Annotated in this window: 23 protein-coding genes and 1 pseudogene; 11 read left to right on the plus strand and 13 right to left on the minus strand. The window is 71.8% G+C overall.

Annotated features, from left to right (window positions below; all coding sequences use genetic code 11):
- Nucleotides 1–60 precede the first annotated feature (60 nt).
- The 5 genes from ABT116_RS06080 to ABT116_RS06100 form a co-directional block, all read right to left on the minus strand.
- A complete protein-coding gene (locus tag ABT116_RS06080) occupies nucleotides 61–2973 on the minus strand; it encodes an ATP-binding protein (protein WP_351628473.1) in 2913 nt (970 codons plus the stop codon).
- A 193-nt stretch (nucleotides 2974–3166) separates the two neighbouring features.
- Entirely contained in the window at nucleotides 3167–4171 is a 1005-nt protein-coding gene (locus ABT116_RS06085) for a (-)-alpha-amorphene synthase (RefSeq protein ID WP_351628475.1), read from the minus strand.
- Entirely contained in the window at nucleotides 4155–5543 is a 1389-nt protein-coding gene (locus ABT116_RS06090) for a cytochrome P450 (RefSeq protein ID WP_351628479.1), read from the minus strand. The genes ABT116_RS06085 and ABT116_RS06090 overlap by 17 nt, the downstream gene beginning before the upstream one ends.
- A 347-nt stretch (nucleotides 5544–5890) precedes the next feature.
- The gene (locus ABT116_RS06095; RefSeq protein WP_351628492.1) at nucleotides 5891–6361 is read right to left on the minus strand and encodes an SRPBCC domain-containing protein; all 471 of its coding nucleotides are present in this window, start codon (nucleotides 6359–6361) and stop codon (nucleotides 5891–5893) included.
- A 69-nt stretch (nucleotides 6362–6430) separates the two neighbouring features.
- Entirely contained in the window at nucleotides 6431–6835 is a 405-nt protein-coding gene (locus ABT116_RS06100; RefSeq protein WP_351628495.1) for a DUF779 domain-containing protein, read from the minus strand.
- Between the two features lie 150 nt (nucleotides 6836–6985).
- On the opposite strand from ABT116_RS06100, the gene ABT116_RS06105 reads away from it, so the two are divergent.
- Nucleotides 6986–7921 carry a phosphotransferase family protein gene (locus ABT116_RS06105; RefSeq protein ID WP_351628498.1) on the plus strand — a complete coding sequence of 312 codons (936 nt, stop codon included), beginning with the start codon at nucleotides 6986–6988 and terminating at the stop codon, nucleotides 7919–7921.
- A 6-nt stretch (nucleotides 7922–7927) separates the two neighbouring features.
- On the opposite strand, the gene ABT116_RS06110 is transcribed toward ABT116_RS06105, so the two are convergent.
- Entirely contained in the window at nucleotides 7928–9967 is a 2040-nt protein-coding gene (locus ABT116_RS06110; protein WP_351628501.1) for a CocE/NonD family hydrolase, read from the minus strand.
- 16 nt (nucleotides 9968–9983) lie between these two features.
- On the minus strand, nucleotides 9984–11297 hold the full coding sequence (locus ABT116_RS06115; protein ID WP_351628503.1) for an ATP-grasp domain-containing protein: 1314 nt from the start codon (nucleotides 11295–11297) through the stop codon (nucleotides 9984–9986).
- A 210-nt stretch (nucleotides 11298–11507) separates the two neighbouring features.
- Here ABT116_RS06115 and ABT116_RS06120 point away from each other — a divergent pair, with 210 nt between their 5' ends.
- The 3 genes and pseudogenes from ABT116_RS06120 to ABT116_RS06130 all read left to right on the plus strand — a co-directional run bounded on the left by ABT116_RS06120 (nucleotide 11508) and on the right by ABT116_RS06130 (nucleotide 12104).
- Entirely contained in the window at nucleotides 11508–11678 is a 171-nt protein-coding gene (locus ABT116_RS06120; protein ID WP_351628506.1) for a hypothetical protein, read from the plus strand.
- Between the two features lie 41 nt (nucleotides 11679–11719).
- Nucleotides 11720–11839, plus strand: a pseudogene (locus ABT116_RS06125) (NAD(P)-dependent oxidoreductase); the annotation flags it as partial.
- A 97-nt stretch (nucleotides 11840–11936) separates the two neighbouring features.
- Nucleotides 11937–12104 (plus strand): SDR family oxidoreductase, encoded by a 168-nt coding sequence (locus tag ABT116_RS06130; protein WP_351628508.1) that lies wholly within the window; start codon nucleotides 11937–11939, stop codon nucleotides 12102–12104.
- Between the two features lie 6 nt (nucleotides 12105–12110).
- Here the strand turns inward: ABT116_RS06130 and ABT116_RS06135 are convergent, their stop codons facing one another.
- Together ABT116_RS06135 and ABT116_RS06140 are read right to left on the minus strand one after the other, a co-directional pair.
- Nucleotides 12111–14507, minus strand: coding sequence for a SpoIIE family protein phosphatase (locus tag ABT116_RS06135; RefSeq protein ID WP_351628511.1), 2397 nt, complete (start codon nucleotides 14505–14507; stop codon nucleotides 12111–12113).
- Nucleotides 14508–14705: 198 nt separating this feature from the next.
- Nucleotides 14706–15332 (minus strand): LysE family translocator, encoded by a 627-nt coding sequence (locus tag ABT116_RS06140; RefSeq protein WP_351628513.1) that lies wholly within the window; start codon nucleotides 15330–15332, stop codon nucleotides 14706–14708.
- Nucleotides 15333–15443: 111 nt separating this feature from the next.
- Between ABT116_RS06140 and ABT116_RS06145 the strand changes: the two genes are divergently transcribed.
- Nucleotides 15444–15896, plus strand: coding sequence for an Lrp/AsnC family transcriptional regulator (locus ABT116_RS06145; RefSeq protein ID WP_053674366.1), 453 nt, complete (start codon nucleotides 15444–15446; stop codon nucleotides 15894–15896).
- Nucleotides 15897–15920: 24 nt separating this feature from the next.
- Here ABT116_RS06145 and ABT116_RS06150 read toward each other — a convergent pair whose 3' ends face one another.
- Nucleotides 15921–16859, minus strand: a complete 939-nt coding sequence (locus ABT116_RS06150; protein ID WP_351628515.1) for an aminoglycoside phosphotransferase family protein — start codon at nucleotides 16857–16859, stop codon at nucleotides 15921–15923.
- A gap of 182 nt (nucleotides 16860–17041) precedes the next feature.
- Between ABT116_RS06150 and ABT116_RS06155 the strand changes: the two genes are divergently transcribed.
- The 3 genes from ABT116_RS06155 to ABT116_RS06165 all read left to right on the plus strand — a co-directional run bounded on the left by ABT116_RS06155 (nucleotide 17042) and on the right by ABT116_RS06165 (nucleotide 19842).
- Complete coding sequence (locus ABT116_RS06155; protein WP_351628518.1) at nucleotides 17042–17878, plus strand: alpha/beta fold hydrolase; 837 nt, start codon at nucleotides 17042–17044, stop codon at nucleotides 17876–17878.
- 114 nt (nucleotides 17879–17992) lie between these two features.
- Nucleotides 17993–18976, plus strand: a complete 984-nt coding sequence (locus ABT116_RS06160; RefSeq protein ID WP_351628521.1) for a helix-turn-helix domain-containing protein — start codon at nucleotides 17993–17995, stop codon at nucleotides 18974–18976.
- A 203-nt stretch (nucleotides 18977–19179) separates the two neighbouring features.
- Nucleotides 19180–19842: a DUF5701 family protein gene (locus ABT116_RS06165; protein ID WP_351628524.1), complete on the plus strand. Its 663-nt coding sequence runs from the start codon at nucleotides 19180–19182 to the stop codon at nucleotides 19840–19842.
- Nucleotides 19843–19848: 6 nt separating this feature from the next.
- Here ABT116_RS06165 and ABT116_RS06170 read toward each other — a convergent pair whose 3' ends face one another.
- On the minus strand, nucleotides 19849–22173 hold the full coding sequence (locus tag ABT116_RS06170; RefSeq protein ID WP_351628526.1) for a helix-turn-helix domain-containing protein: 2325 nt from the start codon (nucleotides 22171–22173) through the stop codon (nucleotides 19849–19851).
- A 145-nt stretch (nucleotides 22174–22318) separates the two neighbouring features.
- On the opposite strand from ABT116_RS06170, the gene ABT116_RS06175 reads away from it, so the two are divergent.
- Nucleotides 22319–23077 (plus strand): DNA alkylation repair protein, encoded by a 759-nt coding sequence (locus ABT116_RS06175; protein WP_351628529.1) that lies wholly within the window; start codon nucleotides 22319–22321, stop codon nucleotides 23075–23077.
- Between the two features lie 48 nt (nucleotides 23078–23125).
- A complete protein-coding gene (locus ABT116_RS06180; protein WP_351628532.1) occupies nucleotides 23126–24109 on the plus strand; it encodes a BtrH N-terminal domain-containing protein in 984 nt (327 codons plus the stop codon).
- 70 nt (nucleotides 24110–24179) lie between these two features.
- On the opposite strand, the gene ABT116_RS06185 is transcribed toward ABT116_RS06180, so the two are convergent.
- On the minus strand, nucleotides 24180–25280 hold the full coding sequence (locus tag ABT116_RS06185; protein WP_351628535.1) for an AI-2E family transporter: 1101 nt from the start codon (nucleotides 25278–25280) through the stop codon (nucleotides 24180–24182).
- Between the two features lie 215 nt (nucleotides 25281–25495).
- On the minus strand, nucleotides 25496–25711 hold the full coding sequence (locus ABT116_RS06190) for a hypothetical protein (RefSeq protein WP_351628537.1): 216 nt from the start codon (nucleotides 25709–25711) through the stop codon (nucleotides 25496–25498).
- 263 nt (nucleotides 25712–25974) lie between these two features.
- Between ABT116_RS06190 and ABT116_RS06195 the strand changes: the two genes are divergently transcribed.
- Entirely contained in the window at nucleotides 25975–26757 is a 783-nt protein-coding gene (locus ABT116_RS06195; RefSeq protein ID WP_351628540.1) for a class I SAM-dependent methyltransferase, read from the plus strand.
- The last annotated feature ends 3 nt before the right edge of the window (nucleotides 26758–26760 follow it).

Here is a 26760-nt window from a genome sequence, read left to right on the forward strand (position 1 = left end):
ACCGGTGCGGTGCGGAGCCGTCCGGGCGTTGCTCGACGGCGTGCCCGGGACGGACACCTGTCACGGCCGCGGCCTGGGGAACGTCTCCAGCGCCGCGGCCAGGCCCGTCGCGTCCGTGCCGATCTTGCGGTAGACGGACGAGAGCAGCTGCCGCACGCCCTCCTCGGTGAGGTGCAGTTCCTTGGCCACGACCGCCGAGGCGTGGCCCCCCACCGTCATCTCGGCGGCCTTGCGTTCCCGCGCGGTGAGCGTGTCCGTCTGTGCGTAGCGCAGGGGCAGCGGCCGCAGTCCGGCTGCGGACAGTTCCCTCCTGGCCCGGGCGGCGAGGCCTTCGGCACCACAGTGCACCGCGCCCTCCAGGCCTTGGTAGAGCCGGTCGGCGGCGTGGTGCAGACGGCCGTCGCGGGCCAGCGCGGCACCGTGGCCGACCAGGGCACGGGCCAGTTCGTACGCGGCGGGCGACTGTTGCAGATGGTCGACGGCCTGCGCGTGCAGGTCGAGCCCCGCCTCGCCTCCCGTCACCTCCGCCTGTGCGTGGAGCGCCTGGCCGATCGCGGATGCCGCGCCGAAGTCCCGGGCCCGCTTCACCGCGTCCCGGGCGTGGCGCACCGCCCGGTCGGGAGCACTGCGCGACAGGGCCGAGGCCAGTCCCAGCTGCCAGGGGCACCACGCGGGGTTGCGCCACTCCCGGCCCTCCAGCCATTCGCCGACGCGGGTCAGCAGGGGAGCGGCCTCGTCGGCCCGGCCCTCCGCCAGGAGCAGCTCGGCGTAGACGGTGCGCGGGTCGGGGTAGATGACGGCGTTCGGGATGACGTCGCCGTAGCGGTACGTGTCGGCGAGCCGGCGTGCCGCCACGACGCGGCCGCGGGCCAGGAGCGTCTGGATCAGGATGCCGACGGCGAAATACTGAGCGGGCACCGCGCCTTCCACCCGGTCGGCGATGCGCAGGCCCTCCCGCACCAGGTTCTCGGCCTCGGCCAGACTGCCCCGGCGGTAGCGGATGTACCCGGAGAGCGTCTGGCCCAGGGCCAGATGGGAACCGCGCCAGCCCTTCGACTGGCACTCGGCCATGCCCTTCGCGAACAGTTCCTCGGCACGCCGCGGCTGGTCGCAGTACATGAACACCAGCGCGACCGAGACGGGCACCTCGAAGCCATGGTTCTCATGGGTCCAGCTCAGCCCGCCACGCAGGGCCTTCTCGGCGTACGCGAGGGCCTTCTGGCGGGGTTCGCCGCACATCATCGCGTCCCAGGCGCGCGACCCGATGATGTAGCGCTCCTCCAGAGCGCGCCCGGGCAGGCGGTCGGCGAGCCGGGCCAGCTTCCGCGAACGGGCGGACGAGTCCGGCTCGTCGGTACGGAACGCGCTCCACACGAAGTGGTCGGCCTGCATCCGCAACCGGATCCGAGGATGGGCGGCGGCCCGGTGCGCCTCGTCCGCGGCCACCGTCGCGGCCTCCGCCATCCGGTCGGTGTGGGCCAGAGCCTGGGTCAGCCGGTACACCATCGAGGCACGCAGCTCGGGGTCGATGCCCGGGTCCGCGAGCGCCTCCCGCAGATGCGTCACGGTCGCCGTCGGCTTGATGAGGAAGGTCGCGCAGGCGAGTTCGTGCAGCAGCCCGGCGCGCTCCTCCGGCAGCGGTGGTTCCTGCAGGGCCCGGTTGAGCAGTCGCCGGGCCGCCTCCGGGGCGCCGGAGTGCAGTGCTTCACGGGCGGCCTCCCGCAGACAGGCCACGGCCTCGGCGCTGCCTTCGCAGGGAACCTCCAGCAGGTGGCGGGCCGCTGCGGCGTGGCCGAGCCCGGCCGCCCGGACGGCCTCCGCCGCCGAGTTGTGCAGGCCCTCCCGCAGACTCGGCCCGATGGACCGGTAGATCGTGGTGGCAATCAGCGGGTGAAGGAATTCCAGGGTCTCTCCGCGCACCTCGCCGTCGGCCAGCACACGGGCGGCGCGCAGCTTCTCCGTCGCCTCGGCCGCCGCCGTGCTGCCGATCGCCGCGATACGGGCGGCCAGTTCCGGTGAGATGGCCCGCCCGAGGACGGCCGCGGCGTAGGCGAAGCGGACGGTGGTGGTGCCCAACCCCTGAAGTTGCTCGATCAGGCCGGGTCCCTTCACCGCGGCGGCCAGGTCGCGCATCGTGGGCAGGTCCTCGCTCGTGCCCCTCAGATTGCGCTCGCCGAGCCTGATGGAGAGTTCCACCGCCTCGAACGGGCTTCCTCCGGTGACCTCCCAGCATTCCTCGCAGAACGCGTCCTCGGCCTCCTCGCCGACCTCGTCCCGCACGATCCGGGCCACGGCCGTGGCACTGAGCGGCGCCAGGGTGAAGGGACGGTTCCCCAGGTCGGCGGACGGGGAGCTGAAGGCCGCCGCCTCGAGCGGCAGTTCGTCGGGCCGGAAGGCGACCACGATCAGCAGCGACAGGTCCACGGCCCGCGGCGCGAACGAGGCCAGCCAGGTCAGGGACTCGACGTCGGCCCAGTGCAGATCGTCCAGGAGCAGGACGACGGGCGTCTTCGTCACCGCCAGGCGCGTCATCACCCAGTCGAGACCGTCCCGGACCCCGGTCGGGTCCGGGACATGGCCGCTCGGCGTGGCGACCAGACCGAGAGCGGCGGCGACGATGTCGTACCAGCCGCCCAAGAAGGTACGGAGCTCCCCTTCGTCCATCGACGCCAGCGCGGGCTGGACGACCTGGCGCACCAGGTGGAACGCCAGCTCCTGCTCCTTCTCGCCGCCCCTGCCCGACAGCACGGTGAACCCCTGCGCCCGGGCACGGGCCCGGGCCTCGGTCAACAGCGCGGTCTTGCCCATCCCGGCCGGGCCGGTGAAGGCGAGGAGCCCACCGCGCGGTGCTTGAGGCACGCCGTCGACGGTGTCCCGCAGGCCTGTCAACGCCGAGTCCAGGGCCCGGAGCTCCTTGCGGCGCTCGAGCAACGGCCGTGTCTCGGGCGTGGGTTGCCGCAGCTCGTTCGCCATGTGCCGTACCGCTTCCTGTCGTCGGCCATCGGGAGGCAGCGCGAGCGTACGCCTCCCGATGGGCACCGTTCCGGAATCCGGAACGAGCACGACAAAGAAGGGTGAATGACCTGCTATCGCCGCGTGAAATGCGGGCCGGGCGGGTACCGTGGCCCGAATGGGCGCCCGGCACGCACCCTGACGACGCGCCCTCTCACCGCAGGCCCGAAGTCGCCGCGTCCGCGTAGCGCGGCACGGTGCGGGACCAGTAGTAGCAGCCACGGATCCAGCCGGCCATGCCTTCCACGTAGCCGACGCCCGAAGGGCTCAACTCCGGTTCGATCTCGGCGTAGAGGCTCTCGAACTCCCGGATCGTGCGGTTGATCTGCTGGATGGCCAGGGTGACGGCCACCGGCAGAGGGCACTGGTGGGCCCGCTGGTAGGCGAGCGCAAGGTTGATCATTTCGCCGGACCGCTGCTCCTTGACCGCGGAGAAGAGGTCGGGGATCCACACCGCGGCGTCGGCCGACAGCCGGCTCAGCTGCCGCATGACCGGGTGATGGAGTTCCTCGGAGGTCAGCTCGCACGGCTGCGCGGCCTCGCACAGCGGGTGGAAGGGCTCGACGCCCGCGGTGAGGGACCGTATCGAGGTGCACAGCCCGGACCGCAGGGGGGAGGGATGAGCCTGGGCCACCGCCTCGTACAGCAGCCCGTGCACGTACTCGCGGCTCTTCCACGCCCACCGGGCGGCCTGTGCGGGTGTGCACCGTGCGCGGATCTGGCGGTAGAGGTCGGACAGGGCCACTCCGAGCGGAGTGCTGGGCGGTGCGCCGTCCCGCAGGATCGCGATGCTCTCGCCCAGCATGGGCAGCAACCGGCCGGGCCGGTGCCGGCCGACCTCCTCGGCCCGGTCGTCGAAGACGAACTGGTAGGCGATCTGGTGGGCGACGAGCTGCAGGATGCCGGGATCCGCGTCCGGGCTGTTGTAGGACGCGAGTTCGGCCGGGCGGGTGTGGGAGATCATGGCCGAGACGCCCGGTTCGCCGCTCAGCCCGGTCGCGCGCAGCCACTCGTCGACACCCGCCGTGACCGCCGCCTCGTGCGGACTGCGCCGGAACGGGAAGGGCATGTAGAGGTGAGCGTCGATCAGCTCCACCAGAGTGGACGCGGGAAGCACGTCCTGCGCGACGGCCGCCCTTTCCTCATGCGTGGTGGACACCGTTGTCACCGTCCCTCCGTGTGCTCTCCGCCCCGGATGCCGCCGTCACGGTTCCGGGCGCGAGGGCGAGGCCGTGCGGCGCGCTGCCGCCCGGTGCGTCCGCCCGTGATGCGCAGATCATCGTCAGGGACCTCGGCCCCAGCGTCGCCCCGGGGCGCGGTGATGCGACGCGCCCGGCCGGATGCCGTAGCCGCCAGCGACCGGCGATGGTCGCCAGGGCCACCGTCATCTCGGCCATGGAGAACAGGTCACCGATGCACTTGCGGTTGCCGGCCGCGAACGGGATCAGCGCCCCGCGCGGGCGGGCGGCGGCCTCGCCCTCCAGCCAGCGCTCGGGCAGGAACCGGTCGGGCTCGGGGAACGACGCGGGATCGTGATGCAGGAGATAGGGGCTGTACAGGACCGTGGTCCCCCGCGGCAGCCGGCGTCCTGCGAACTCCGTATCCCGGGTGGTGACCCGGGTGAAGAGCCAGCCGGGCGGGGAGTGGCGCAGCGACTCGGTGAGGACGGCCCGGGTGTAGACCAGCCGCGGCAGATCGTCGACGTCCGGTAACCGGCCGGCGAGGACGGTGTCGACCTCGGCGTGCAGCCGCCGCTCGACCTCCGGGTGCCGGCCCAGGAGACTGAAGGTGGAGGCCAGACACATCGAAGGGCTCTCGGAACCGGTGAGCAGGAGGGACACCAACTGGTCGTGGACCTCCCGGTCGGTGACCGAAGGACCGCCGTCCGCGTCCGCCGCGGCGTTCAGCAGGAGCCCCAGCAGATCGTCACGGGGAGTGCCCCGGCGGCGCTCGTCGATGGCCGTGTCGATGAGTTCGCGCACCCGCTCGACCGCCCGCCGGTAACGGCGGTTGGCGGGTGTGGGGAGACGGAACAGGGCGTCGACCGGTACGACCGTGCGTACGAACAGGCCTCGGACGATGGCGGCGAGGCAGTGCCGCACCTCGTCGGCCGCGGCAGGACCGAGCGAGTCGGACAGCAGCAGCCTGCTGATCAGCCGGGTCGTCAGACCCAGCGTGGCGGCACTGACATCGACCCGCTGCCCGCTGCGCCAGTCCCGGCACAGCGACGCGGCCTCCTCGGCCATCACATCCGTCTGCGCGGCGACACCGGCGGGGCGGAAGGTGGGTTGCAGCAGTCGGCGCTGACGCCGGTGCTCGGCATGCGGGCAGGTGACGACGCCGTCACCCATCAGTGCCCGGAGCCTCTCGTACTGCGGGCCGCCCTTGTCGAACGTGCGGGTGTCCCGGAGCATCCGGTGGACCAGTTCCGGGTGACACACCATCCACGCCCGCTGGGGCCCGAGGCGTATCTCGACCAGATCGCCCTGCCCGGGAAGAGAATTCAGAAAATCCAGCGGCCGACGGAACAAGGCGATACCGTGGCCGATGGATGGGAATATGCCTGGAGCAGTACCAACCGTCCATGCCTGTTCCGTTTCGGGAACGCAGCTGTTCATGGAATACCACCTGCTTCAGTCGACCTGGGAAAACGGTGACGTTTCACCGATGCGGCGCTTGCCCCATGTCCTGCCCAGTCCCAGTGGCCGCCGACTTGGCGAACCCTTTCTCCAGGGGGGCGCACGGGTGCACGGGGCAGCGCTGGGTGAATCACTTCCGAAGCACGTCTTGCGACAGGCGGTCTTCGTCCCTCACTCCGGCTTCTCGGGCAGTCCTCGTATCTTTTCCATATACACACATCCGGAGGAGAAATGCCGTTTCAGAGGGAGCCGTCGCCCTCCACGAGCCGTGCCAGGTTCGCCAGGGCCATGCGTGTGCCCGTCTCGTTGTCGGCGGCGGGCACGGCGTCGGGGATGCCCTCGTGCACCATCAGGACATCCGTGCCGCCGCCCTCCGCATCGGTGAGCGTGGTCGTCAGCGTCATGGCGCCGCCCAGCTCCGGGTCGGCGGTCTCGAACTCCAGCACCTCCACCACCTGCTCGTCCGGCACCAGCCGCGCGAAGTGTCCGTGGTAGATGTCGGTGCGCCCGGCCGACTTCCCGGACGCGTCCGGTGCTTCGTAGGTGAGCGAGACACGGAACCTGCCGCCCTCGCGGGCGTCGAACTCGTGCACCTCGCCGCTCATGCCGGCCGGCACCCGCCAGCGTGCGATCGCCTCCGCGCTCACCAGCGCCCGGTAGACGGCGGCACGAGGAGCGTCGACGTGGCCGGAGACCCGGGACGTGTACATGGGACCACCCTAGGCGCTGCCCCGGAGATCGGGTCGCGGACGCGGGCGGGCGGTCCGCACGAAAACGGCCTACGCGGTGTGGTCCGCCCCGTTCGGCAGGGGCGGTTCCGAGGCGAGGCGGCGCAGCTCCTCGTCGGTGAGGAGGCGGGAGCGGAGCAGGAAGCGGACGCCCTCCGGGGCCTCCAGCGAGAAGCCGCTGCCGCGGCCGGGAACCACGTCCACGGTGAGATGGGTGTGCGACCAGTACCTGAACTGGTCCGCGCTCATCCAGAACGGCGTGTCCCCGGCCACGTATCCCAGCAGGACGTCCGAGGCACCCACCCGGAACTCGCCCCGCGGGTAGCACATCGGGGCGCTGCCGTCGCAGCAGCCGCCGGACTGGTGGAACATCACCGGCCCGTGCGTCCCGGTCAGACGCCGCAGCAGCTCCTCGGCGGCGGGGGTGAGTTCGACACGTCCTGTGCGCACGGTCATGTGGTCCTCCTTGCGGCGACGGTGGGTCGGGAACCGGTCCGTATCGCGAGTCCTCCAGTATCCGCCGCCGTACGGGCAGGGGCCATGAGGAGGGAGCGGCAGGGATGGCCTGCCGACCGGCGCGGGGACCCGACCGGGGGCGCTGGTTGAATGCCGGACGTGACCGACACCGACACGCACCAGTCCGACCGCTGGGTCCGGTACTTCGCCCGACGTGGGTATCCCCGTGCCCGGCGGCTCGCCGCCGGCATGGAGGGGACCGTCTACCTGCTCCGCGACGGGCTCGTGGCGAAGGTGTGGGACGGGCGCCCTCCCGAGAACTTCGGCCTCACCCGACGGCTCTACGCCGACATCGCCGCGCATCCCCTGCCCTTCGGCACTCCGGAGATCCTCGACGTCGAGGAGCACGACGGAGTGCTCGTCAGCTATGAACGCGAGCTCGGCGGGCGCCCGTTGCGCTCGGACCAGGACGGCGGCGGGCCGGCCGCCCGTGACCTCCCCCGCCGGGAGACCGACGCCCTGCTCACCGTCTTGCGCGCCCTGGCCTCGGTCCCGGGCAGCGAGGCCATGCGGCGCCTGGTGATCCAGGGAGACGACCGGCCGCTGTGGCAGGGCCACTCCCGCTTTCCCGACGCGCTCGCCGCCCTCGTGGAACGGGCCGCCGGCCGGAACCGCGACGCCCTCGCCGCGCAGGTGCCCCGACTTGCGGACGTCGTGTCCCGCACGGCCGCCGCGCTGCGGGCGCTGCCCGACCGGGCCGACAGCGTCGTCCACGGCGACCTGGTGCCGCCCAACATCCACATGGACGAGGCCGGGCGCCCGGTCGCAGTCCTCGACTTCGGGTTCTGCACCACCGCCGGCGATCCCGCCTTCGAGGCCGCGGTCACGGCCGCCGTCTGGGACATGTACGGACCCGACGCCGACCGTCACACCGCCGAGCTGACCCGTCTCTTCGCCCGGGAACTGGGCCATGCCGAAGAGGACCTGATCCTCTACCGGAAGGCATACGCCCTCATCACGTACGACCTCTTCGGCATGGGCCCGCACGACGGGCACTTCCGCTGGTGCGCCGCCCTGCTGCGGTGACGCCGACTACAGCAGGTCGCGGGGGACCGTCTCGTTCCAGGTGCGGGAGAAGACCCGGCGGTCGGACTCGTACGCGTCGAGGGTCGCGTCGACGAAGAAGTCCGTCTCGTCGCACGTGAGCCGGGTGTGGGTGACCACGCGTACGTCCCAGTCGTCCCGACCGAAGCGCATGGTCCACGTGGTCTCGCCGCCGACCGAGGTGAAGTCGTCGGCGACCGCCGTGTAGCGCTCGTGGGCGCGGCGGCCGGACTCCAGGCCGATGTCCTCGAAGCGGACCGTGCCCCGGTCCTTCACGATGTCCAGCTCGGAGCGGTAGTCGATCAGATCCCGCTTGACGTCCCAGCGTTCCTCCGGGGGCGTCACCTGGGTCATGGCGAGCGGGGGAGTGCCCTCGGGTTCGCCGAAGGGCGACGACGGCACCTCGTCGGGCTCCTCCACCGGCCGCACCGGCAGGGTGAGCGTGCTGGAGTGCTCGTGGACGCTGAGCAGGGCCGGCTTCGGTGCCGGCCAGGCCAGCGGCCAGTAGGACGTCGACAGGGACAGCCGGATGCGGTGGCCGGGCGGGAACGCCTGCGCCACACCGTTCAGCGGGATGGTGGCCCGGTAGCGCCGCCCCGGCTCCAACGGCTCAGGATCCTCCGTGCTGTCACGGCGGGTCAGGTTCAGGATGCCGTACGAGACGCGCGTCGCCGCGCCGTCGGGGCTCACGTCGGACAGCCGCGCGGCCACCATGGCGACCGGCTCGCTGACCGACAGGTCGAGCTCCACGCTCGGCGAGCCGAGGATCTCCACCGGCTCGGTCAGCGGTTCGGTGTCGAAGACGAGCGAGCCGCCGTCCTCTTCGCGCTGGTCGTAGGGCAGGTCCGGGGGCGCGTTGTAGGAGGCCCACTTGCCCGCGAACTGGCCGACGGACAGCGGCGAGCGCACGGTCATCGCCGCACCGCCCTCGGACTCCTGCGCGGTCGCGTCCCGCGCGGGCCCGATCGTGTGCCGGCTGAGCGGGTGCGTGACGGGCCGGATGTGCGGGGACGGCCAGTGCGGCTCGCCCACCCAGCGGCCCGGCCGCTCCTCGTACGAGGTGGAGGGCGGCACGCTGTCCTGCATCCACGCCTGGAGCATCGGCCCGTCCATGACGCCGTTGTCGACGCCCTTGAGCCAGTGGTCCCACCACCGCACGAGCTCCTGGAGGTAGCCGATCGCGGGGCCGGGCTCTCCGAGGTGGGGGAACTTGTGCGACCAGGGGCCGATCAGCCCCTTGCGGGGCACGTCCAGGTTCCCGAGCAGCCGGGTCACGGCGTTGGAGTAGCCGTCCGCCCAGCCGCTGGAGGCCAGGACCGGACATTGCACGCTCGTGTAGTCCTCGCACACCGAGGCGTGCCGCCAGTAGTCGTCGCGGCGCTGGTGCCGCAGCCACTCCAGCACCCAGGGCTCGGTGTTCTCCAGCCGCTCGTGCCACATCTCGCGCCAGCGGTCGCCGACCACGGCCGGGTCGGGCGGGCAGGTGCCGTAGGCGAACATGGTGCCCGCCTCGGCCAGGTTGTCCGACAGCAGGGCGCCGCCCATGTAGTGCATGTCGTCGGAGTGCCGGTCGTCCGTGAAGGACGCGATGGCGATGGCCTTCAGGCTCGGCGGCCGGCGGGCCGCCACCTGCAGCGCCGCGAACGCCCCCCAGGAGATGCCCATCATGCCCGTGCCGCCGTCGCACCAGGGCTGCTCGGCCAGCCAGGCCAGGACCTCCTCGGCGTCCGCCTGCTCCCGTTCCAGGTACTCGTCGCGCAGCACACCCTCCGAGTCACCGGTGCCGCGCAGGTCGACGCGGACACAGGCGTAGCCGTGCCCGGCGAGGTAGGGGTGGTGGATCGAGTCCCGTACGGCCGTCAGGTCGCGCTTGCGGTACGGGATGTACTCCAGCACCGCCGGCACCGGCTCCTGGTCGGAGGAGGTGGGGCGCCAGATGTGCGCGGAGAGCCGGACCCCGTCGGACATCGGGATCGTGACGTGCTCTTCTTCCTTCGTCTCGTACGGCAGGTTGCTCACGTAACGCATGGAAGTGACGTGCTCCTCACTTTCGCGCGGCGTCGGTCTCGGCCGGGGCGTCCTCGAAGGCCAGGCCCAGGGCGGCCACGCAGTGGTCGAACTTCTCCCGCAGTTCCGCCTCGTCGGCCCCGCCGGTGTAGATGTGCGCCAGCTCGTAGCTGTAGCTGTCCTGCCCGGGCAGCTCCGAGAGCCTGTCGCCCTGGCCGGGGATCACCTCGATGCGCACGCCCGGGGTCTCCCGCTCGATGCGGGCGATCTCCTCGGGGCCCGGCACCCGGCGCACCACACCGTCGGTGAACCAGCGGTGGTACCACTTCGCCGCCATCGCGTACGAGCCCTCGCGGTGCGGCATGTGCGGGTCCTCGCCGAGGGCGAGACGGACCATGCAGTGGTGGTTGGGCACGCCGTCGACGTACTGGAACAGCTCCGCGTGCGACTGGGAGTGCCGCGGGTTGATCTCCAGCAGGTTGATCTCCTGGGTCCGCGGGTCGTAGAAGTACTCGATGCTGAAGGTGGCCGAGTCCATCCCGATCTGCCGCATCACGCGCTCGCTCACGTCGTGCAGCTGCGCGATGACCGGAGGCGGCAGCATCGAGGGGTACTGGTGGCGCAGGAAGCAGGAGGAGTCCGGGTACTGGATGGAGTCCAGGACCCCGTAGACCGTCACCTCGCCCTGGTGGACGTAGCCCTCGACGGCGACCTGGACGCCGGACATCGCCTCCTCGGCGAGACAGACCCGGCCGCCCACACCGTGCATCTCCGGCGGCAGGTCGATGCGTTCGAGGATGTGCTCGAAGGGACGGCCGATGCGAGAGATGCCCCCGCGGATCTCGGCGACCGCCTTGCGGAACTCCTCCTCGTCATCCACTCCGAAGGCGAGCTCGGAGGAGTACGAGAGGGCGGGCTTGAGCCACATCGGGAAGGTCACGTCCTCCGGCGGGCGCGGCGGCTCGGCCGACAGGTCGACCTGGCCGAAGCGCGGGTGCCGGTCGGTGGCCTTCTGCTGCTCCAGCCGGCTCCAGTACTTGTGCTCGCACTTGACCACGGACTCCAGGCTGGTGCTGCGGGTGTCGTAGCGTTCGCTCAGCATCGGGACGAGAGTGCTGACCGGGAAGTCCCAGTAGCCGACGATCGCGTCGATGCTGCCCTCGAACGCGTCGAGCACGCCGCAAGCCTTGTCGAGCAGTGCCGGCAGGTCCACCTCGCCGACCTGGAGCTCCTCGATCGTCAGCAGCTGGTGAAAACGCAGCTGGTCAGCTCCCGGGACCTGCTGAAGCGTGGGCAGGTTGGCTTCGTCGAGCCCGATCACGAAGACGTTCTTCACCGTCTCGTCAGACACGGCTCTCCTTCCGACGGCGTACGGCCCGAAGGCCGGCTTGCAAGATCGTCGGAGTACCCCTGGTGCCTCCCGGCATTCCGCTCCGGGCACCGCGCCCGTTTTGGACGAGAAGGGACATGCCTGCCGCAGTGGTGGGAACGCGGGGCGGGCAATGACGACGTGGCCGGTGAGCCGAGCCGCGCCGTGGACGACACCGGCAAAGGGGAAGATGTGCAGCCCGAGCAGGAAAAGTCCGCACCCCAGGTCGTGTCCGAGCCGGACCCGCTCTACGACTCCGACAAGCAGGCGCGGCCCGGCCTCGAGGCCGACATGCGCACCGAGCCGCGCTACCGGGCGAGCCGTTACCGGGCCAGCGGGAAGCTGGAGGGGAGACCGCGCTGATCACCGGCGGTGACTCCGGCATCGGCAGGGCCGTCGCCCTCCTGTACGCGCGCGAGGGCGCCGACGTCGCCGTCGTGCACCTGCCCGAGGAGCAGGTGGACGCCGAGCGCGTGCGCGGTGAGGTGGAGGAGCAGGGCAGGCGCTGTCTGCTGCTGCCCGGCGACCTCACCGACCCGGAGTTCTGCCGTGCGGCCGTCGAACGGACGGTGGCGGAACTCGGGGCCGACCTGGACACCCCTCAACGAAGCGGATCCGCACATGCCGCCGGACGGGCTCGCCCGCATCGGCAGCGAGGCCCCGCTGGAACGCGCGGCCCAGCCCGAGGAGATCGCGCCGACGTACGTCTACCTCGCCTCCGACGCCGACTCCAGCTACACCGTCGGCGAGGTCATCGCGGTGACCGGCGGCATCGTCGACACGCGGTAGCCCGGCTCACACCCCGGCGGGCAGGGGCTGTTCCGCCCAGATGGTCTTGCCCGTGGCCGTCTGGCGGCTGCCCCACCGCTCCGCGAGCTGGGCGACGAGCAGCAGCCCGCGCCCGCCCTCGTCGAAGACCCGGGCCCGGCGCAGATGGGGCGCGGTGCTGCTGCCGTCGGACACCTCGCAGATGAGGGTCGCGTCGCGGATCAGCCGCAGCTCGATGGGGGCGCCGCCGTACCGCAGCGCGTTGGTGACCAGCTCACTGACGATCAGTTCGGTGGCGAACTCAGCCTCCGTCAGCCCCCATTCGGCCAGCTGCTCGCCCGCCATCTTGCGCGCCCGGGCCACGGCCGCGGGGTCCGGTGGCAGCTGCCAGGTGCGGACCTTCCCGGCGTCGAGCACGGTCGTCCGCGCCAGCATCAGCACGACGTCGTCGTCGGGCCGGCCGGTCAGCAGCGTGCGCAGCACCTGCTCGCAGGTTTCCTCCAGCGCGCCCGCGGAGCCGCTCAGTGCCTGGCGCAGCAGGGCGGTACCGACCTCGATGTCGTGCCCGGGCGCCTCGAGCAGGCCGTCGGTGTAGAGGGCGAGCAGGCTGTTCTCCTCCAGCTGGATCTCGGAGGCCTCGAACGGCAGGCCGCCCAGGCCCAGCGGCGGCCCGGCCGGCAGGTCCAGGAACCGCACGCCGCCGTCGGGCGTGACCAGCGCGGGCGGCGGATGACCGGCGCGGGCCATGGTGCAGCGGCGGGACACCGGGTCGTACACGGCGTACAGGCAGGTGGCGCCGACCTGCCCCGGCGTCTCCTCCGCCCCGCGCACCTCCGGGCCCTCCTCCCGGTCGAGCCGGATGACGAGGTCGTCCAGCTGGGTGAGCAGCTCGTCGGGGGCGAGATCGACATCGGCGAGCGTGCGTACCGCCGTCCGCAGGCGGCCCATCGTGGCCGACGCGTGGATGCCGTGGCCGACCACGTCGCCCACCACCAGGGCCACGCGGGTGCCGGACAGCGGGATCACGTCGAACCAGTCACCTCCGATGTCCGCACCGGACCCGGTCGGCAGATAGCGGTAGGCGATGTCCATCGCCGCCAGGTCCGGAAGCCGCTCGGGCAGCAGACTGCGCTGGAGCGCCAGCGCCGTGCGGCGTTCCCGCGTGTAGCGACGGGCGTTGTCCACGCTCACCGCGGCCCGGGCGACGATGTCCTCCGCGAGCAGCAGGTCGTCCTCGCTGAACGCGTCGGGGGTCCGGTGGCGCAGGAAGTGCACCATGCCCAGGGTCACGCCCCGGGCGCGCAGCGGCACCATCATCACCGAGTGGATCAGATACCTGGACACGGTCTCGGCGCGGGCGGGGGAGGACTCGAGCCATTCCAGGAGATCCGGATCCCCCGGCCGGTGCCGGGCGCCCCGCTCGGCGGCCAGGGTCCGCAGTGGAAGCGTCCCCACCGGGTAGTGGATCGCGCCGCCCGGCGCGACCACCGACTCGGGGCAGCCTTCCAGTACCGACCGCTGCGCGCTGCGCCTCAGCACGACCGGCGTGTTCGGCGGCAGCGGTCCCGGCTCGTCACCCCGGGCCACGGATTCCAGCAGATCCACGGTGACGAAGTCCGCGAATCCCGCGGTGACGGCCACCTCAGCCATCTCCTCGGCCGTCCGGGTCACGTCCAGGGTGCTCCCGATCCGCAGACTCGCCTCGTTGATCACCGCCAGCCGCCGTCGGGCCCAGGACTGCTCCGACGTGTCGAACACGGTGGCCGACATGCCCTGGACCGTGCCGGTCTCGTCCTTGAGCGGCGAGAGGAACATGGACCAGGCGTGCGGCCGGATCTCGCCCGGGGCCTTGCCGTGCTCCTCGTGGAAGATCATCTCGCCGGTGCGCAGGACCTCCCGCTGAAGGCGGTCATAGGTGTCGAAGGGCGGGTTCGGTTCGATCTCCCACAGGGTCAGGCCCCTCATCTCCTCCTCGGACCTGCCCATCACCTCCGTCATGATGTCGTTGGCGCCGACCAGCCGGGCATCCCGGTCGTAGACCGCCACCGGCACGGGGAGCTGGGCGAGCGTGAGGTCCCACAGGGTCAGGGACCCGTGCGCGGCCCGCGGATACGCCGGTACGGTGCCGGTCACGAGCCAGAGCCGCCGGCCCGCCGCGTCCCGCAAGGGCGTCCCCCGCAGCCGGACCACGACCCGGTCACCGTCCCGGTGCCGCAGAGACACCTCGCCGGACCACGGCCGGCCCTCGGCCACGTGCCGCCGCGTGGACTCCGGAAGGCCGGTGGTGAGCAGGTCGGTGACGGGCCTGCCCACGAGTTCGGCGGGTTCGTGTCCGAGCAGGCGGCGGGCACCGTCGCTCCACACCATGATCACCCCGCCGGCGTCGACGACGACCGCCAAGTCCTCCGGTACGCGTCCCTGCACGGTGCCTCCGGATGTACCTGCCTTCTCGGTCCCTGCACCCGATTGTCCCGCTACCGGCTCGCTGAGGCTCGTCTGCCGTCAGGCACCACTGTGACCAGCGCGTACGTTCCTCCCGCGCCGACACCGCGCGCACCGACCGCAAGCACCTGGTCGGCCTGCTGCCTCTTCCGCGCCCCGGCAGGGGGGCCGCCCGGGCCCTCAGCCGGCCAGGCGTTCCACCAGCAGGAACCCGCCGATGGCGATCATCATCGCGCCGGACATCCGGGTCACCGCCCGGGCCGCGGAGGGCCTGGTCCTCAGGACCGTGCGGGCGAGGACTCCGACGCTGAGGTAGACGACGGCGCAGGCGGTCATGTGCAGCGAGCCGAGCAGGCCGGTCTGGCCCGCGACCGGCCAGGCGCCCGCGGGGTCGATGAACTGCGGGAACAGGGAGAAATAGAGCAGCAGGGCCTTGGGGTTCAGTCCGCTGATCCCTATCCCCCTGAGCAGGACCCGCGCACGGGAGGACCCCTCGGCACCCGGTTCCTCCGCGCCGGCCGTCAGGGCCGCCGGCTGCCGCAGCACCCCCCAGCCGAGCCACACCAGATAGCCGGCCCCGGCCACGGTCAGCGCGGTGAGCAGCGTCCCCGAGCTCGCCACGATCACCACCAGTCCCGCCACGGCGAGCAGCGTGTACCCCGCGTATCCGGCGACCAGCCCGGCGACGGCCGGCACGACCGACCGGTCCCGCAGACCGGCAGTGATCGCATAGGCCCAGTCCGCGCCGGGGGTGAATACCAGCAGGAGATCCACTGCCAGAAAGGCCGCCAGCGTGGTCGTGTCCATCGATCGTTCCCTCTCACGTGCTGTGGTGCGAGAGGAAGGCTAGGCCGGATCTGCCCGAAAGTGTTCCCTTCTTTTCTCCTTGATCGCATGATCTGGGGCAGAATCTTCTCCATGGATGCCATGGATCGAAAAATTCTTACCGAGCTGCAGCTGGACGGCCGTCTCACGGTCACCGAGCTGGCGGCGCGCGTGCAACTGAGCGTCTCGCCCTGCCACCGCAGGCTGCGTGATCTCGAACGCGACGGTGCGATCCGCGGCTACCGCGCGGTGGTGGACCCGGCCGCCGTGGGCCTGAACTTCGAAGCCCTCGTCTTCGTCACCATGCGCCTGGAGGACGCCGACACGGTCTCCGCGTTCGAAGAGGCGGTGGCCGCCGTCCCGCACGTGCTCCAGGCCCAGCGCCTGTTCGGCGACCCCGACTACCTCCTGCGCGTCGCCGCCACCGACCTGACCGCCTTCCAGCAGCTCTACGACCAGCAGCTCGCCCGGCTCCCGGGCGTACAGCGCCTCAACTCCACCCTCGTCATGAAGCACGTCGTCGACGACCGCCCGCTGCCCGGATGAGGGGACCCCCGCGGGCCGCCGACCTCAGCCGCCCAGCCCTCCGGCGAACGGCATGGACCGCCACTGCTCGACGGCCGGCCCCAGCGCGTCGACCAGCAGAGGCAACTGGGGCGCCAGCGCGAGACAGGCCACCGCGCGGGACATGCCCACGGCGTTGACGACCCGCAGGACATCCTTGTCCAGCTGCCGCAGACCGAGGCGCCCGGCGGCGGCGTCGTACGCGGCCTCGCACTCGGGGCCGAAGGCCGACAGGTCCCACTCGACCGGTCCGAGGGTGGTCAGTTCGAAGTCGGAGTACAGCACGCCGTCCGGGCCGGAGACGATGTTGGCGGCCGGGGCGTCACCGTGGACCGGCTGGAACTCGATCCCGGGGAACACCGCCTCGAACCCCGCGCGTGAGGCGACCACCGGCTCCAGCACCTCCCACTCGCGCCGGGCCCGGTCGAGATCGGCCGGCTCCAGAAGATCGGGACGCCCTTCCAGTGCGGCAAGGCCGTCGGTGACGAACCGCGGTTCGGCCGCCGTGAGAAACGGCAGTTCGCCGGGGTAGGAGCGCAGCGCGGCGTGCAGGTCGGCGACCAGCCCGGCGTGGTGCACGTAGTCGGGCTCGGAGCTCTGGTCCAGCTCGACGAACTGCCAGAACGTCATCGAGAACCCGTCGCGCCGCACGGGCTCCCGCGGCACGAGCGGACTCGGCGGGATCACCGGGTGCCCCTGATCCGCGAGCCACCCCACCACGTCCAACTCCTGCCGCTGCCGCGCGGCCTGGGAGTCGGCGTCGGCGTACGACGGCAGGACGGTCGGCACCCTGACCACCACCGGTGACGGAGCCAGGTGCACCACGACGGAGAACACGTCGTAGATCACCCTCGCGTCGCCCACGTCGAGCCCCAGATCTCTCCCCGCACCGACGGCGGCGGCGAGGGCACGGGACGTACGCACGGACATCTGATCAGGTGTCATCAACCCTTCCATGGCGCCGATGGTGTCACGCCGGGTGCACAGGGGCACCCGGAAATGGTTCACGGCCCGCGTGTGCGCGCCAGGTCAACCACCGGTGCGCTGCAAGGCAATCGGGGCGTCCGCGCGCGGCCTAGCGTGGCCGTGTCCCTTGCACCAGCCGCTCGGAAACGAGGAAGCAGCACATGCCGTACATCACCGTGGGCCAGGAGAACTCCACCGCCATCGACCTGTACTACGAGGACCACGGTTCCGGGCAGCCGGTCGTCCTCATCCACGGTTTCCCGCTCGACGGGCACTCCTGGGAGCGGCAGAGCGCCGTCCTGCTCGACGCCGGCCACCGCGTGATCACCTACGACCGGCGCGGTTTCGGCCAGTCCTCCCAGCCGACCACCGGCTACGACTACGACACCTTCGCCGCCGACCTGAACACCGTGATGGAGACCCTCGACCTGCGGGACGCCGTCCTGGTCGGCTTCTCGATGGGCACCGGCGAGGTTGCCCGGTACGTGTCCCGTTACGGTACGGACCGGGTCGCCAAGGTCGCCTTCCTCGCCTCCCTGGAGCCCTGCCTGCTCAAGTCCGACGACAACCCCGACGGCGTCGCTCCGAAGGAGTTCTTCGACGGGGTCGTCGCCGCGGTGAAGGCCGACCGCTACGCCTACTACACGGACTTCTACAAGGACTTCTACAACCTCGACGAGAACCTCGGCACGCGGATCAGCGAGGAGGCCGTCCGGCACAGCTGGGACGTCGCCGCGGGCGGCGGCTTCTTCGCCGCGTCCGCCGCGCCCGCGACCTGGTACACCGATTTCCGCGCCGACATCCCGGCGATCGACGTGCCGGCCCTGATCCTGCACGGCACGGGCGACCGCATCCTGCCCGTGGAGGGGACCGCGCGCCCGTTCCACAAGGCCCTTCCGGCCGCGGACTACGTGGAGATCGAGGGCGCACCGCACGGTCTGCTCTGGACCCATGCGGAGGAGGTCAACTCGGCCCTGCTCGCCTTCCTGGCCAAGTGACCGGATTCTTCCTCCGATTCTTCCTGGACCGCCCCGGGGCGGCGTGGTGACATCGTCAAGGTCGGCAGCGGATCCCGCCCGCCGGCCTTCGATGATCTCCAGGGGGGAATCCAGGTGTCCGTCGTCCTGTCCACCGCGTCACTGCCGGCGGCCGAACGGGGGGAGCGCTGGCACCACGCGGTGTCCCGGACCTTCATCCCGCTCGACGTGCGACTCCTCGAGGACGATCCGTCGCCCGGCAGCATCGTCAGCCACCGGCTGGGTTCCTTAGGGGTCTCGCAGGTGCAGGCGGGCCCGCAGGTCGTGACCCGCAGCAGGCGGCTGATCGCCCAGGACGGCAAGGAGTTCCTCATCCTCACCCTGCAGCGGCGGGGCAGCGCCCTCAAGGAGCAGGACGGGCGGGAGGCCCGCATCGGGCCGGGCGACTTCTCCCTCTCCGACTCCTCCCGGATGTTCCGGAAGAAGGTGCACAACGCGTTCTGCTTCACCTCCTTCCACTTCCCCCGCGAGGATCTCCGGGTGCGTGACGAGGACCTGCGGGCGCTGACCGCCACGGCGTTCTCCGCCCGGGAGGGCAGCGCCGCCCTGGTGGGGACCTACTTCGCGCGTCTGGCACGCGAAGCGGCGCATCTCGACGCCTTCGCCGGCCGTCAGTTCGCCGCCACGGCGCTCGACCTGCTGGCGCTGCTGATCAACGAGCGGAGCGGCCGCTTCGTCCCCAGGGCCCCGGAGAACGCCGCCGCCACCCTCGTGCGCGTCAAGGACCACATCGCGCGCCACCTCGCCGATCCCGGCCTGGCACCGCCCGGGATCGCCGCGGCGAACTTCATGTCGGTCCGCTATTTGCACAAGCTGTTCCAGTCGGAGGGCGTGACGGTGGGGGAGTGGATCCGGACGCAGCGGCTGGAGCGGTGCCGCCGCGATCTCCTGTGCTCCCCGGCCCTGGGGCAGGGGGTCGCGGCCGTCGCCAGGCGCTGGGGCTTCACGAGCCCCAGCCACTTCAGCCGGGCCTTCCGCGCGGCCTACGGGACGACGCCCCGCGAGTGGCAGCTCCATGGCCTGTCCGGCGAGGGGACAGGCACAGCCGTAGGGACGTGAACACACCCGGGCGCAGGCAGGCAGGGGGACAGGCGCGGGGAGAACGGAAGCGGCGGAGCGGGAACGTCCCGACGGACCGGCTCGTTGCCCATGAGTTCGCCCGCGTCCGAGTTCGCCCCGCCGGTGCTCGGCCGCGTCCGAGTTCGCCCCCGCCCGTATTCGCCCGCGTCCGAGTTCGCCCTGGCGTCGACCCGAGGAGCATCGTGCCCGACACCACATCCGACCCGTCCACCGTCCTCCCCGCACTCCCGGCCCTGAGCGCGCAGGCCGAGCGGCTGATCGAGCTGGGGGTGCACGAGATCGGCGGGCTGTCCGCCGAAGAGATCCGCACGTTCGCCGCGGAAGCCGGGGCCGATGGCGACGGCGCGCTGCTGGCCGTACATCCGGACCGGGCCCCCGCCTCCGCCCTCACGCCGCTGCTCCGCCGCGACGGTAAGCCGGGCTTCGTCGTCGTCGACATGCCCGACGTCGACGAGTTCGAGCCCAGCGCCCTCGACCTGCCCGACGCCCCGCTCTACCTCGTCACCGGCATCGACCGCGGCGACCACCTGGCCAACTGGTCCCCGGACGAGGCCCTGCCCGCCCTCACCAAGGAGGACCGCACCCCGCTGGTGCTCACGGAGGGCATCCACTGGGTGCTCCAGCAACCCGAGGCACTGGAGCGCAACCGCTGCTTCATGACCATCGGCTCCCGGCTGCGCAAGCCCAACGGCACTCTGGACGCCCGCACCCCGGCCCTCTGGATCAGCAACGGCACCGGCCGGGACGGCCGCGAACGCCGCAACGCCCCCAAGGTCGGCTGGTGCTGGTGGAACAACCGGCACACCTGGCTGGGCTTCGCCTCCGCGACCGGCCGCAGAGGCTGAGGCCCGTCACTGCGTGAACCGGGCGAGCGGCGCCGGCCGGCCCGCGGCCAGTGCGGCGAGCCCCGCGAACGCCTCGTCCCGCACGTCGGCGGGAGCATGGCCCTCCATCGCGAGCACGGCACGGTACTCGGCGGCGGCCTCGGCCGACTCGCCGAGACGGGCCAGCGCATGAGCCAGATGCAGGTGGACCTTGCCCGCCTGCTTGTGCCATCCGCGGGCGTCAAACTGCCCGCGGATGGACCGCAGCGCTTCGGCGGCCTCCTCCCACCGCTCCTCGTCGAGATGGACGAACGACACCGCGTAGAGGGCCGTCAGGACGGTGAACTCAGCCACGTTGGGCGGAATCCGGTCCCGGTGGCGGGGATCCCCGAGCGCGTCCATGATGTCCCCGCAGGTCTCCACCGCCGCCTGCGCGCGTCCCGCCCCGCGCAGCACCCGGATCATCCCGCAGGAGACCTGGAGGTACCCGTTGACGTCGTCCGCCGCCGTGAACAGCTCCGCGGCGCGCAGATAATGGTCGGCCGCGAGCGACAGGTCGTCGGCGGCGTCCCGCAGCCAGCCGAGATACGCGTGGGCCCAGGCGTGCTGGAGGACGTCCCCGGCCGTCCGGGCGAGACGCAGCGCGGTCGTGGCCGCCTCCACCGCCTCGTCGTGCCGGCGCGCGCAGGCCCAGTACGCCCAGGCGAGGTAGTTGCGGTGGGCCGCCTCCAGCGCGGCGTCCCCGAGGGCCGCCCCGGCCGCGGCGGCCCGCTCGTAGACCTCGACCCAGTGACCCCAGGACACCCAGTGGTCGGAGAACCAGTGCATGGCCTCCGCGACCTCGACCACACGCCCGTGCTCGCCGTGCGCCGCGGCCTCGCGGTACGCGGTCAGCCAGGTGTCGCCCTCGGTCCTGATCCAGCGCGCCGCCTGCTCGCGGTCCTTGAGGGCGACCAGCCGGCCGGGGTCCGCGGGTGGCATCCCGTAATCCGGTTCGTACCAGCGGCCGGCGAGGACGGCCGTGTCCAGCAGCCAGTGCCGCAGCCGGGACCGCGCGGCGAGCGACCTCTCCTCCCCGTCCTCCGAGCGGCGACGGGCAGCCGCGTACAGGCGCAGCAGGTCGTGCAGGCGGTAACGGTTCTGACGAGACGTCATGAGCAGCCCGGCCTCCAGAAGTTCCTCCAGGAGATCCTCGGTGTCGGGCAGGGGCACGTCCGCGAGCACGGCGGCCGGGGCGGCGCCGAAGTCACCGGCCGGCAGGAGCGACAGCAGCCGGAACATCCGGGCGGCCTCGGGGGCGAGACGGGAGCAGGACAACGCGAAGGCGGAGTTCACCTTCAGGTCGCCCGCGCTGAGCGCGTCGAGCCGGCGGTCCTCGTCCACGAGCCGGCCGGCGAGCCGCTCAAGGCTCCAGTTGGTGCGCGTGGCGGCCCAGTTGGCGGCCACCCGCAGCGCCAGCGGCAGATGCCCGCACAGCTCGGTCACGACGTCCGCGGCCCCCGGCTCGGCGTCCACGCGCCCGGCACCCACGACAGAACGCAGCAGGGCGGCGGACTCCCGCGGGCTCAGCGCCCCGAGCGTGACCCGTCGTACGCCCTCCAGACCGGCGAGCGTGCGTCGGCTCGTCACCACCACGAGCAGCCGGCCCGCACGCGGCAGCAACGGCCTGACCTGGGCCTCACTGCCCGCGTTGTCCAGCACCAGCACCGCGCACAGCCCTGCGGCCACGTCGTGGTAACGGGCCAGCCGCTCTTCGGCGGTCAGCCGGGCCAGCTCGGCGTCCTCGACGCCCCACGAGCCCAGCAGCCCGGCCACGGCCTGTTCCGCCGACAACGGCCGCGCGTCCAGACCCCGCATGTCCACCAGGAACGCCCCGTCGGGGCAGGGCGACGACGGCTCCTCGGCCAGCCGAACCGCCAGCGAGGTCTTGCCACTCCCGGGCGGGCCGGACACCACGGCCACCGGGGGCGCGACCACGGCGCCCTCGGCGGCCTCCCGCGCGAGAGCGCGCAGCTCGGTGAGTTCCGCCTGCCGGCCGACGAAGTCCCGCACGCCTCTCGGCAGCGTGTGGGGCGAGGCCCTGACCGGCTCGGCGAGCCGCGCCCCGGGCCGGGCCGCGCGGGCGGCGGCGAGGAGGCCGGCGTGCGCCGCGTCGTCCAGGTCCAGGCCCTGGGCGAGCGCGGTGATGGTGCCCCGGTGCGGACGCCGGCTCCGGCCCCGCTCCATGTCGCCGATGGCCCGCCCCGAGATCCCCGACGCCTCGGCCAGTTCCTCGATCGTCAGCCGGCGACTCTGCCGCATCGCGCGCAGCAGCCGGCCGAACGGCGCCGTGATCCCCACCCCAGTGCCCACCGCGCGATGATACGGGGACGACCGGCGCTCACGCGGCGGAGGGAGGGCCCGCCCTCGCCCGAGACTCCTGTCTCTCTCACTTCGATCGAGGTGATGGATGGGACCGAGGTCATGGAGGGATCGACGTGATGGAGGGATCGAGGCAATGGACGTGGCAGCCGCCGCCGGGGACCTCCTGGCGTCCCTGGCGGTGCGGGGCGACGCGGATTTCGCGGCCGGAACGCAGCGGTACTTCCCTCAGGAGATCCGCGCTCTGGGCGTGAGCAACGCCTCCGTCGTCGAAGTCGCGAACGCCTACTTCCGTGAGCGGCCGGACATCCCCCCGGCGACGCGCCTGGCCCTGACGGAAGAGGTGCTGTCACGCGCCTCGCACCACGAGGAGGTCCTGCTGGGTTTCGCGCTGCTGCACAAGGTCGCGAGGGCCGGCCTGGGCGACGAACTCCTCGACCGCTGTGAGTACTGGCTCGAAACGTATGTCTCCAACTGGGCGCAGTGCGACGACCTGTGCCTGAAACTGCTGTATCCGTTCTTCCGCGGGCACCTCGACCGGATCCCCCGGACGCGGCGCTGGGTCGCGTCCCGGTCGCCCTGGGCGAGACGCGCCGCGAACGTGGCCGTCGTGAAGTTCGTCCGGCGAACCGTGGGGCGGACCGTGTTCGAACTGCCCCTGTCGCACGTCTTCGACAACTGCACCCGGCTCATGGACGACGAGGACGTGTATGTGCAGAAGGGCTGCGGATGGCTGCTCAAGGTCACCGCCGAGGTCCATCAGGACGAAGTGGCCGCGTTCCTGCACACATGGCACACCCGAATGTCCCGCGATACCTTCCGCTACGCGATCGAGAAGATGGATCCGGAAACGCGGGCTTCCCTGATGGCGCTGGGCAAGAAGGCCCACGGGTAAGGTCTGCGGGCCGGTATGTGACAACAACCGTCCCCAGAGGGAGAAGCAGTGCTGATCCTCGAAGCGCAGCCCTACGTCGGTCATCATTGCGAATCGACATCCCTGGTCAACCTTCTTCGGCAACACGAGATCGGATTGTCGGAGTCGCTCGTCTTCGGCCTCGGCAGAGGCCTGTCCTTCACCTACTGGCGTACCAAGCAGATGCCGACGCCGTTCCTCGGTGGCCGGATCAAGCCGGATCGACTGACCGCCCATCTCACCGAGGCGCTCGGTCTTCGACTGACCGTCAGGGAGACCTCCTCGGAAAAGCGGGCCCGCGAACAACTGCTCCAGGAGCTCGACTCGGGGACAGTTGTCGGTCTCAAGCTCGACCGCTACGACCTCGACTACTCCACGGACGACTACCGGTTCGCGGCCCACTACGTCGCCTGCGTCGGCTACGAGGACGACCGGTTCGCCCTCGTGGAGACCAGGCCGCTGGGGCTGCGGTGGGCCTCCGGCGCGTCCCTGGCGCGTGCGCGCAGCGCCCGGGGCCCGATGAGCTCACGCAACCTCTCGTTCACCATCGCCCCTCCGCAGGGCCCGCTGCCCGACCTCGGCGAGGTCGCCCGCCGGTCCGCCAGGGCGACAGCGGAAAGCTTCCTGAACCCACCGATCTCCAATCTGGGGTTCAAGGGAATGCACAAAGCGGCCGACCTCATGCCCGGCTGGATCGACGACCTCGAATTCCCGGAAGAGGCGCTCGTCGAGATCTCCACGATCATGGAGGAGGGCGGAACGGGCGGCGGTTTCTTCCGCACCCTGTGGGCGGACTTCCTCGCCGAGACCGCCGAACTCACGGGTGCGGGGGAGTACCAGGATCTTTCGGACGCATACCGCGTGGTGTCGGGGAAATGGACCCGTGTGGCGGAACTCCTCCGCGAGGCGGGAACCACCAGGGACCGGGCCCCCATCGAGCGCGCGTCGAAGCTGGTGCATGAACTCGCGGAGGAGGAACACCGCCTGATGCGGCGGCTCTCGGACCCCTGCTGAGCCCCGGCCCCTCACTTCGGGGTTTCGTGGAAGGACTTCGGCGAGACGAACGGGGGCACCCGCGAGGCACTCAGGCAGCCTCGCCCGTACGGCTTCGCAGCGCCTGGTACACGGACCACACCACGGCCACGAGTGGTACGGCCACCACCGCACCGATCACCCCTGCCGCGACCGCCCCGCCGACCACTGCCAGGGCGACCACCACCGGGTGCAGTCGCACGGCCCAGCTCATCACGACGGGGTGCAACACGTGGCCCTCGAGCTGGCCGATGACCACGACCAGCGCCACGACCACCAGGGCGATGAGCGGCCCCTTCGACGCCAGCGCGACGACCGCCGCGATCGCCAGGGCGATGGGCGAACCGATCAGCGGGATGAACGCCGCCAGGAACTCCAGCAGGGCCAACGGCACGGCGAGCGGCACCCCGAGGGCGAACAGCGCGATGCCCACGAGGACCGCGTTGGTCGCCGCCACCAGCAGGATGCCGTGCGTGTAACCGGTGAAGGTCCGCCAGGCTGCGCCGGCCCCGACCGCGAACCGCTGCCGGGCCCGGTCGGGGAGCTGGTCGCACAGCCACTGCCACTGCTTGTCGCCGGAGTGCGTGAAGAAGACCGCGCAGAACAGGGCCAGTGCGAGCACGGTCAGCACTTCGAGCAGCCGGCTCGCGCCGCTGACCGCCGTACTGATGAGGGTGGAACGGTGGTCCGACAGGAGTTTGCCGATGCGGGACTGCAGATCGTCGAACGCGTTCGCGGGAAGCCGGAAGGGCGGCTCCTCCAGCCGCCGTTCGATCCGGTCGATCCCCGCCACGAATTCCTTCTCCAGCCCGGTCCGCTGGTCCGCGACGGTCTCACCCACCAGGGCCAGCGCCCCGAGGACGAGGACGATGCCGCCGATGAGCGCGGCGGCCACCGCGAGCGGCCGGGGCATGAACCGGGCCAGCAGACCGGCGACGGGGCGGAGCACCGCCGTGATGACGAGACCGAGGAAGACGGCGACGGCGACGCGGTGGAACTGCCCGAGCACGGAGAAGGCGACCCGGACGACGATGCCGACCGCGATGAGCCGCCACGCGTACGCGGCCGCGGTCCGCAGCACGCCCGGCACGCGCGACTCGGCGTCGTCCGGGCGCGGCAGCGCCGAGCCGGGTGGATCGGAGGGCGTCGACATCTCATGCCCGTACCACCCACCGGCCGCCGAACCGCGGAGCAGACCCGGAATTCCCCCGAAGGCCGGTACCGGCCGGCGCGACGCCCGCCGCACGCGCCGCGGCAGCCGGTGTGTCCGACTGCCTCTCACAGGGCGGCGACGGACCCCGAGCGGGCTCCTCCCGGTCCCTGGAGAAGAATTCCCTGGGCGCGGCGTATGCCCTGTACCTGTGCGCTCTAGTCGCTCCCGCGTGCCAGGACACGGCGGGCGGCCTCGGCCTCTGCCGCCGCCGGCGACAGTTCGTCGAGGGTGTCGAGCTCGTCGTCCGCTTCCAGTTCCCGTTCCCAGGCCGCCGCGAGGCGTTCCTGCTCCTGGCGTGGCCTGGCACCGACCGCTTCGCGGTGCTCCGGGTCCAGAGCTGCCAGGAATCGTCCGAGCGGGTCCGTGGGCATGCGGGGCTCCTTGTCGTGGGGAGGGGGCGCGACCTGCCCCAGCATGGCCGAACCGCTGCGACCCGGCCGCTCGACACAGCCGGGGAACACCGCGTTGGCCCCTTCGCCCACCCGCGCCGGGCCCGCCGCCCGCTTCGGGCAGGCCAAAGGCCGAACGCGTGCGGCGACCGGCCGGGAAGAGCAGGTCGTTCTCCTTCGCGATCACCGGTCACGGATGACAGGGTGGACGGTGTCCGTCGACGCGCACTTTCCGGGAGCCCGCCATGGCCAGCAGTTTCCGTCCTGACTTCGGGCTCACCGCGCACGACTACGGCCGCCACCGCGCCGGATTCCCACCGCAGATCGTCACGCACCTGTACCGGCACGGCATCGCTTTCCCCGGCACGGACGTACTCGACCTCGGTACCGGCACCGGTGCGCTGGCCCGGCTGTTCGCGCAGGCGGGTGCGCGGGTGACCGGTGTGGACCCGGCGGCACCGCTGCTCGAACAGGCCCGGGAGCTCGACAGGGAAGCCGGGGTGCGGACCGACTACCGGGTGGGCACGGCGGAGTCGACGGGGCTGCCGGACGCGTCGTACGACGTGGTGGCGGCCGGCCAGTGCTGGCACTGGTTCGACGCGCCGAAGGCCGCGGCCGAGATCAGGCGGCTGCTGCGTCCCGGTGGCCGGGCGGTCATCGCCCACTTCGACTGGCTGCCCCTGCCGGGCAACGTGGTCGAGGCGACCGAGGAGCTGATTCTCTCCTTCAACCCGGCCTGGACGTTGGGCGGTGGCACCGGCCTGTACCCGCGCTGGCTGACCGACCTGGCCACCGCCGGCTTCACCGGCATCGAGACCTTCTCCTTCGATCTGGCCGTGCCCTACCCGCCCGAGGCGTGGCGGGGCCGGATCCGGGCCAGTGCCGGGGTCGGCGCCACTCTGCCGCCGGACGAGGTGGAGCGCTTCGACGACGCCCTCGGCCGTGTGCTGCGCGAGCGTTTTCCCGGCGAGGTGATCCAAGTCCCGCACCGTACCTGGGCCGTTGTGGCCACGAGGGGCGACGGCTGAGCA

Origin of the sequence: Streptomyces sp. NPDC002130 (genome assembly GCF_040296465.1) — a bacterium.
Classification (GTDB): domain Bacteria; phylum Actinomycetota; class Actinomycetes; order Streptomycetales; family Streptomycetaceae; genus Streptomyces.